The organism is Sneathiella sp. (assembly GCF_041689005.1).
Taxonomy (GTDB): Bacteria; Pseudomonadota; Alphaproteobacteria; order Sneathiellales; family Sneathiellaceae; genus Sneathiella.
On the sequence record NZ_JBDNHC010000007.1, the window covers coordinates 1 to 6390 of the forward strand.

At 53.1% G+C, this 6390-nt stretch carries 6 protein-coding genes and 1 pseudogene; 4 read left to right on the forward strand and 3 right to left on the reverse strand.

What is annotated here, in order from left to right; all coding sequences use genetic code 11:
* The 3 genes from ACESNI_RS00790 to ACESNI_RS00800 all read right to left on the reverse strand — a co-directional run.
* On the reverse strand, nt 1-313 hold a 313-nt coding region (locus ACESNI_RS00790), incomplete at its 3' end, for a hypothetical protein (RefSeq protein ID WP_373084003.1).
* A 54-nt stretch (nt 314-367) separates the two neighbouring features.
* Nucleotides 368-1762 carry an MFS transporter gene (locus ACESNI_RS00795; protein ID WP_373084005.1) on the reverse strand — a complete coding sequence of 465 codons (1395 nt, stop codon included), beginning with the start codon at nt 1760-1762 and terminating at the stop codon, nt 368-370.
* A gap of 20 nt (nt 1763-1782) precedes the next feature.
* Nucleotides 1783-3477: a serine hydrolase domain-containing protein gene (locus ACESNI_RS00800; protein WP_373084007.1), complete on the reverse strand. Its 1695-nt coding sequence runs from the start codon at nt 3475-3477 to the stop codon at nt 1783-1785.
* 361 nt (nt 3478-3838) lie between these two features.
* On the opposite strand from ACESNI_RS00800, the gene ACESNI_RS00805 reads away from it, so the two are divergent.
* The 4 genes and pseudogenes from ACESNI_RS00805 to ACESNI_RS00820 form a co-directional block, all read left to right on the forward strand.
* On the forward strand, nt 3839-4081 hold the full coding sequence (locus tag ACESNI_RS00805) for a hypothetical protein (RefSeq protein WP_373084009.1): 243 nt from the start codon (nt 3839-3841) through the stop codon (nt 4079-4081).
* Complete coding sequence (locus tag ACESNI_RS00810) at nt 4078-4269, forward strand: hypothetical protein (RefSeq protein ID WP_373084011.1); 192 nt, start codon at nt 4078-4080, stop codon at nt 4267-4269. The genes ACESNI_RS00805 and ACESNI_RS00810 overlap by 4 nt, the downstream gene beginning before the upstream one ends.
* Before the next feature lie 388 nt (nt 4270-4657).
* A complete protein-coding gene (locus ACESNI_RS00815) occupies nt 4658-4858 on the forward strand; it encodes a helix-turn-helix transcriptional regulator (protein ID WP_373084013.1) in 201 nt (66 codons plus the stop codon).
* Nucleotides 4859-4988: 130 nt separating this feature from the next.
* Nucleotides 4989-6390, forward strand: a pseudogene (locus ACESNI_RS00820) (hypothetical protein); the annotation flags it as partial.

Consider the following 6390-nt stretch of genomic DNA (forward strand, 5'->3'; position numbering starts at 1 on the left):
GATCACCCACTTCACTGCGTTTTTCTTCGGCTGCGGGGATACCCCGATCGTAAACGGCCTCGGCCACCATTCGCTGGAAAAGCCGGTTGAAACGGTGCGCCGGGATCGATTGTGCCACCTTCTTCGCGTCTTCAACGATCCGGTCCAGATCGGCCGGATCCTTGGGACCAAGGGGCGCGCTTCCCAATGTGGCCATTTCGTCATTCTGATAGAACGCACTCTCTGCAGCCTCTCGCAACCGCGTGGAGGAAAAGACCTGAAGGTCGCCCATGAACTGCAAGCCAGCTCGGCCTGTCTGCGGAAGGGGTATCATCTCATTCATCCTCTCGGGCATTCTCTAGCACATTAATCATCAATTGAAGGATTCCTAGGAACTGGCTGGTTTCTGGCCAATGTCGTGTAGCTTGACTTGCGACAACTCCTTCTCGTCCAAACGGTAGTACCACAAGCACGCTATCATTGCGACGCTGCACACCGCCGGGAGCACAGCCTGACCGATGAGAATTGCCGTAATCGCGGACTCCGGCTGAGGCTGGCCGCGCGGGATCATGGCATCATAGCCCAGCCACGAAAGCAGCAGCCCGACGATCAGCGGACCCGTAGCATGCATGGATTTTTCTATGAAGCTGAAGACTGACGAATAGAGCCCCTCGCGGTTAATCCCGCTTAGCTTGCGGTCATATTCGATCGTATCCACAATCATCGATTGGCTGCAGATCAGAACCGCGCCGCTCATAACCCCCATGGATGCGGCGCGGGCAATGAAGATCCACATGGGTTCTGCTGGCCCGGCAAGCAGCCAAGTCAGTGTAAGCAACGCCTGCATGAAGAGCGCAAATATCAGCACTTCGCGTTTCCCGAACCGGCGGATGACCGGCAGCCAGACACGCAAGCTAAGAATCGAACCGACGATGATCGAAGCTCCAAAGGGAAACAGCAAAGCTTCATCGCGCTTCATGACACTGATGAAGAAGAACAGTGTCGATGCGCCCCCGGCTGCGAGCTGGAGGAATTGAAATGCCTTGGCCGCGGCGAGGATCATGAATGGCTTATTGAGAAAGAAGAGACGAGTTTGATCCCATCTCGGAATCGTGGGTTTGACGAAGCTGGTAAAGCGGGCCTTCCGCGTTCCAAATACCGCAATGATCATGGAAATAAATACGACGGCGGCAAGGACGTATCCCAACATCCGATAGGCTTCCAAACCCCCGCCAAACGCCTTGATCAGGGGGCCCGCAACCGCAGAGCCGACAAACCCGCCACCAACCAAGAATACAGCACGGTACGACATGATGCTGGACCGTTCATGGTAATCTTCGGTCATTTCCGCGGGCATCGCCAGATAGGGAACATTGAAGGCAGTCAAGGCGATTGCGAATAGGATCAATCCTACCACAACATAGGCTTCCAAGGACAATAAGACCGGATCGGCTGGAACAGAAAAGAGCATGATCAGCGCAGCTGCACAACCGAAGCTCGCGAAGAACATGTAAGGGCGGCGTCGGCCCCAGCGCGTGTTTGTCTTGTCGCTAAGCCAGCCCATCATTGGGTCGGTTACCATGTCCACAATTTTGGAAACAAAGATCAAGAAGCCGGCGACAGCGGGCGACATTTGAACAACTGTGACGAGAAAAAATAGGTAGAGATTGGACACGGCCGATATCATCGTGATCGTACCCAAGGAACCCAGGCCCCACGCCAGATGCACCGGCTTTATCGCTCCAAAGCGTTGTCTCGCGTCAGATGCCGCCGTCGCGTTCACTCCCATTTTCCCAGAGTGCATCAAGGTTTCATTTTCCCGGGTGTCTGGTCGATTGCACGGATAAGTATATTGGGGATTATCGAATCGTCATACGACAGGTTGACCATTCCGACCCGTGCTATCGTCAAACCTCTTGAGGGGACAACGTAGACGCGCTGTCCGCCGAACCCATCGAAGTAAACTATGTCTTGCGAAACAAAAGGTTCCGCGTGAGGGATCATGATTGGCTTGGTAGCACTGTAGCGCCGCAGCGGAGTCCAACCTCTTCCGAGCCATAGCTGAAAACCATATTGCGTATTGGCCTCCGATGGTCGGGCCATGTTGGCGATCCAGGTGGATGGCACGATCTGCCGGCTGCCAATTTTACCTCCATTGCGGATGAGTTCGCCGATACGCGCCCAGTCGCGGAGGCCTGCATGGAGCCCGGCATAACCCCGCGGTTTGCCACTGGCGTCGATCCACAACAGCGCTTCGCCATTGCCCAGCGGGCACCACAATTCACGGTGCAGAAAATCTGCAAAGCCATGATACCCAGCTTTCGCGGCCTGGCGATCAATCACCATCCCGAGCAGCTGACTGGCGGCGTTATTATAAGCAAAACTGCTGCCCGGCTTTTCGATAAGCGGGGTTTCCAAGGCAATCTTGCCAATATCTGGTGCCAGCAACAGGGAGGTAAAATCGGACTGGCCAAGACCAGTCGACATGGTCAGGAGCTGCCTGATGGTAATCTCCCCGCGCGGATCGCCGGACCATTCGTCAAGGTAACTACCAACGGGATCATCAACCGAGCCAGCCATGCCATTGTCCAGCGCAATCCCCACCAGCAGACCGAGGACAGACTTCATCATCGATGCGCTCGCTGTCAGCGTAGTGCCGTTGGCTCCATCGATGTAATCTTCATGCACTATCGCGCCATCGCGGAGGACAATCATCCCGACTCCGTCCAGCTCATTCGAATATGCCTCCGCTCGCGCGAGGGCTTCGGCGAAGGCGCCTTCTGCTACCCCCTCCGGCAGTTCGCGAGGTTTGCATGCGGTCAACTTGTAGGTCGGTCGGTACCGATCGACATCAAGAATCGTAGCGTCTTGCAATTCGGCCAATGTCGTTGGGCTATGCTTAGCAGTAGTACCATTATCCTGAGTAGAAAAGATCGCGGAGCCAGCGGGGGCTGTATTACATCCCGCAAGGGCGATCAGAGCACTGGCGGCAATCCACCGGCGTTTCATCGTGCCCCAACCCGGCGCGATTGTGGTTGCGGCAGCAGCATCTCGGCGGTCAGGATACTTTCGCATCGTCGGTGCTGCTGGAATTGCCCGCGGAGCATCCAGCTTGCGCGCCATGCCCCCAATAAGACGCCATTTGCCATCCTCGAAAGTCCAGATGTGGGTATTTTCGTAATATTCGTCGACATCGCGAGACCCGTTCACCGCCATTCCCTCGCCCATCCGCGTGCGATGGGACGTGAAGTAGGTGATCGCGGTGTTCTCATTCATTGTGAAACCGTTCTTCTCAAACGTAATTACCTCACCGCGCAAGGCCGTGCTTTGGCCCATATTCTCTTCTGACCGAAACTTTTCGAGCGATAATGGCTTGTCCAGCACAGGGGGCCAGCCAAGGTACTGAGAACTCGTGACATCAAGGTAATTTGATAAATCCCCGCGGCCACGACCTTCGAAAATCGCCGATTCCATTTTCCAGATGTCTGCCTCGATCAATTGCCGATCTCCAGAATCAACGGTAGCCGAAGCTTGCTGTGTGCAGCCCGTGATGAATATAAGGCCCGTAATCACAAACAGGGCAATTAGACTTCTTCCATGATGAACCACCGTGTAGATCCTTCCTCATAATCTAAAATCAGCTCTTCCCGGGCACGCGGTCTATATAACCAAACAGCGCGAAAACGTCGAAGATCGATACGAAACACCGTCAGGCGGAGAACTCTCGCTATAAAAAGTAGAATGGCCATTCCGGAGTGTCGCCGATTCAACGGAAGAAATTGTCGCAGCGTTCAGACGTAAACTGGCTGTGTGTGGTCTCGACGACAAGGCGACCATAGATAGAGCAGAGGCATTGCTAGTGGCGTGGGAAGAAATTGCGGCAGAATTTGATGACGATGGGTTCGGCTATGACCGCAATAGTGACCCCACCGAGAGACTGCTGCAATTGCCCTTGAAGCCGCTCGCTATTGACCCCGGCGGCAAACGGCAAATGTTCGAAGCTGGGCAATCGATGCGTGATACTGAGCCCGTTGCACTTATCAAATTGCAGAACCCTGATGGAACTCCTTTCGGCAAGGCTGGAAAGGAGTTTCAATCATGAGCAAGCCGACGCAGAGCTTTAGTCAGTTAATGACTACCTTCGCGATGATGGACCTGCTGGATCGACTGTGTCAGCAGCTGGCGGGCTTGTTGAAAGAGGGTCCAAAAAGCCTGAACCAGCTCATTCCCTTATCGCTGAAGCGGTTTCCCTGTTCAGAACACAATAATTCCCTGATCTGTCCGATTTAATTCCCTGTTATTGGGAGTAGGGAATTTGCTCTAAAACCCGCGGAAATTCAGGCTTCTCATGGAGAAATTATGCTGGAAAATCTCGAAATTTGCATAATTTCCCTGTTAATCGACCATTATCAGGGAAATTCACGGTGAGGCCCGTCCGCTCCGCACTGCATCGCGCACCAATATAATGAAATTATTACATTATTTCAAAGATTTACAGGGAAAGTAAAAATCCAAGCCACCTTTTACGCCACCCTCAACAGCGCGCTGCAACGGCCAACTATGTGTTGCCATGAGCAGCTTCAACTTGCCCAACCACATTTTCCTGATAGCTTCACGGATCCTCGGGGATTGTTGTAACCGGGGCATCGCGATGCTCTCTTTCTAGGAGACTATCGTGATGAGGATTCTTTCAAAGCGCCAGCTGAAGGAGCTTGTTCTGTATTCACCGCAGCACATAGCACGACTGGAAAAGGTCGGCTTATTCCCCACGCGGGTACAGCTTGGCCCCAACAGAGTGGGATGGGTTGAGGATGAAGTTCTGGACTGGCTCCAGACACGTCTGGAAGGCCGCGAAGCGCCTATCCGACACTCCTGCTAAAGGAGCGGGTGATCGGGTTTGCAAGCCCGATCACCCATTTTCAAGGCAACGCCGGGCCAAACAAACATATTGTCGTATACAAATATAAAACAAGAATGGCGCGCTTCGTAGTACTTGATAGAATGGTAAAATGTCACAGCAAGAAATCAAGACCGAAGCAGACGCATTACGAGACATTTTGGATTGGTCGGGTGATCGACCGATCTGGCAACGTGACGCGCTCCGCCGCCTTGTCACGCTTGGTGAGTTAACCGACACGGATGTCGATGAGTTGGCCGCGCTTTGCAAAGATAGTTCACTTCCCAATGAACCGCTGGCGGCGGGACACATCAATGCACAGCGGACTGGCGCTCCGACCGTCGCCCTAAAAAATATTCGCGGTATCCAAAACGTTAATGCCTTAGCTGGGGGACAAAGTCTGAACCTAATCACGACCGGTGTAACAATCGTCTATGGCGACAACGGAGCCGGGAAATCCGGCTATGTACGCATCCTCAAACGAGCCTGCCGTGCCAGAACCGTGCGCGGAAAAGAATATCCAATTTTGCCGAATATCTATCAAGGTACAATAGGTGTTCAGAGGGCCGAACTCGAATATCAAGTCGGAGCACAGACACGGAAGAGTGAATGGAAAAACAACGAACCGACCGACGAGCTTTTGTCTGAAATAAGCGTTTTTGACTCGCGAACGGCAAATGTCCACGTCGAAGAAACAAACGACCTCGCCTACACACCCTATCCGATGAAGCTGGTGGAACGGCTTGTGAGCGCCTGTAAGGCAATTAAGGATAAAATGGACAGCGAGGTGTCCGCGATTAAGGCGCAAACACCAAAAAGCATATCCAAACCCAGCTGCTCTATAAGCACAGAGACGGGCAAGCTCATCACCGCGATGAGCAAAGATACAGCCGAAGAAACGATCAATGCATTATCGACCGTATCGGAGGAAGATGTTGCCCGCCTTTCCGAACTTGCATCTGATTTTGCGCAAGATCCCGAACCAATCGCACGTAGGCTGCGGGCACAAAAGGCGCGATTGGAAACGTTGCGCACTACACTCGAAGCACTTTCAAAAGCGGTAGCACCAGAGAACGGCAAAAAACTTGTGACGCTTGTGACCGATCTGGCAACAAAAAGCGATGCCGCTGTTCTCGCAGCTCAGGACTTGTCAAGAGTAGAGCCGCTAAATGGTGTCGGCTCTGCAACATGGCAACAGTTGTGGGAAGCAGCCCGTGCCTATTCTGCCGCTGACGCGTATCCAGAGGTTGAATTCCCAAACACGAGTGAGAATGCGCTTTGCGTATTGTGCCAGCAGGATTTGGGGGAAGCCGCTGTCGAAAGAATGCGGCGCTTTGACGCGTTCATCCGCGACAAGACTCAGAAGGAAGAAATCGCAGCGAAAAAAGTGATTCAGGATTTCAAGGATAGCCTCGCAAGCGCGTTTATTTCACACAAAGAAATTACCAAGATCAAACTATTTCTATGTGACGAACTGGGCAATCAAGACTTGGCTAAAGGCACCGCACCGAACA

Bases quoted from the DNA above. Each gene is read 5' to 3' on its own strand.
- ACESNI_RS00815 (WP_373084013.1), top strand. From the start codon at position 4,658: ATGAGGATTCTTTCAAAGCGCCAGCTGAAGGAGCTTGTTCTGTATTCA.
- ACESNI_RS00810 (WP_373084011.1), top strand. From the start codon at position 4,078: ATGAGCAAGCCGACGCAGAGCTTTAGTCAGTTAATGACTACCTTCGCG.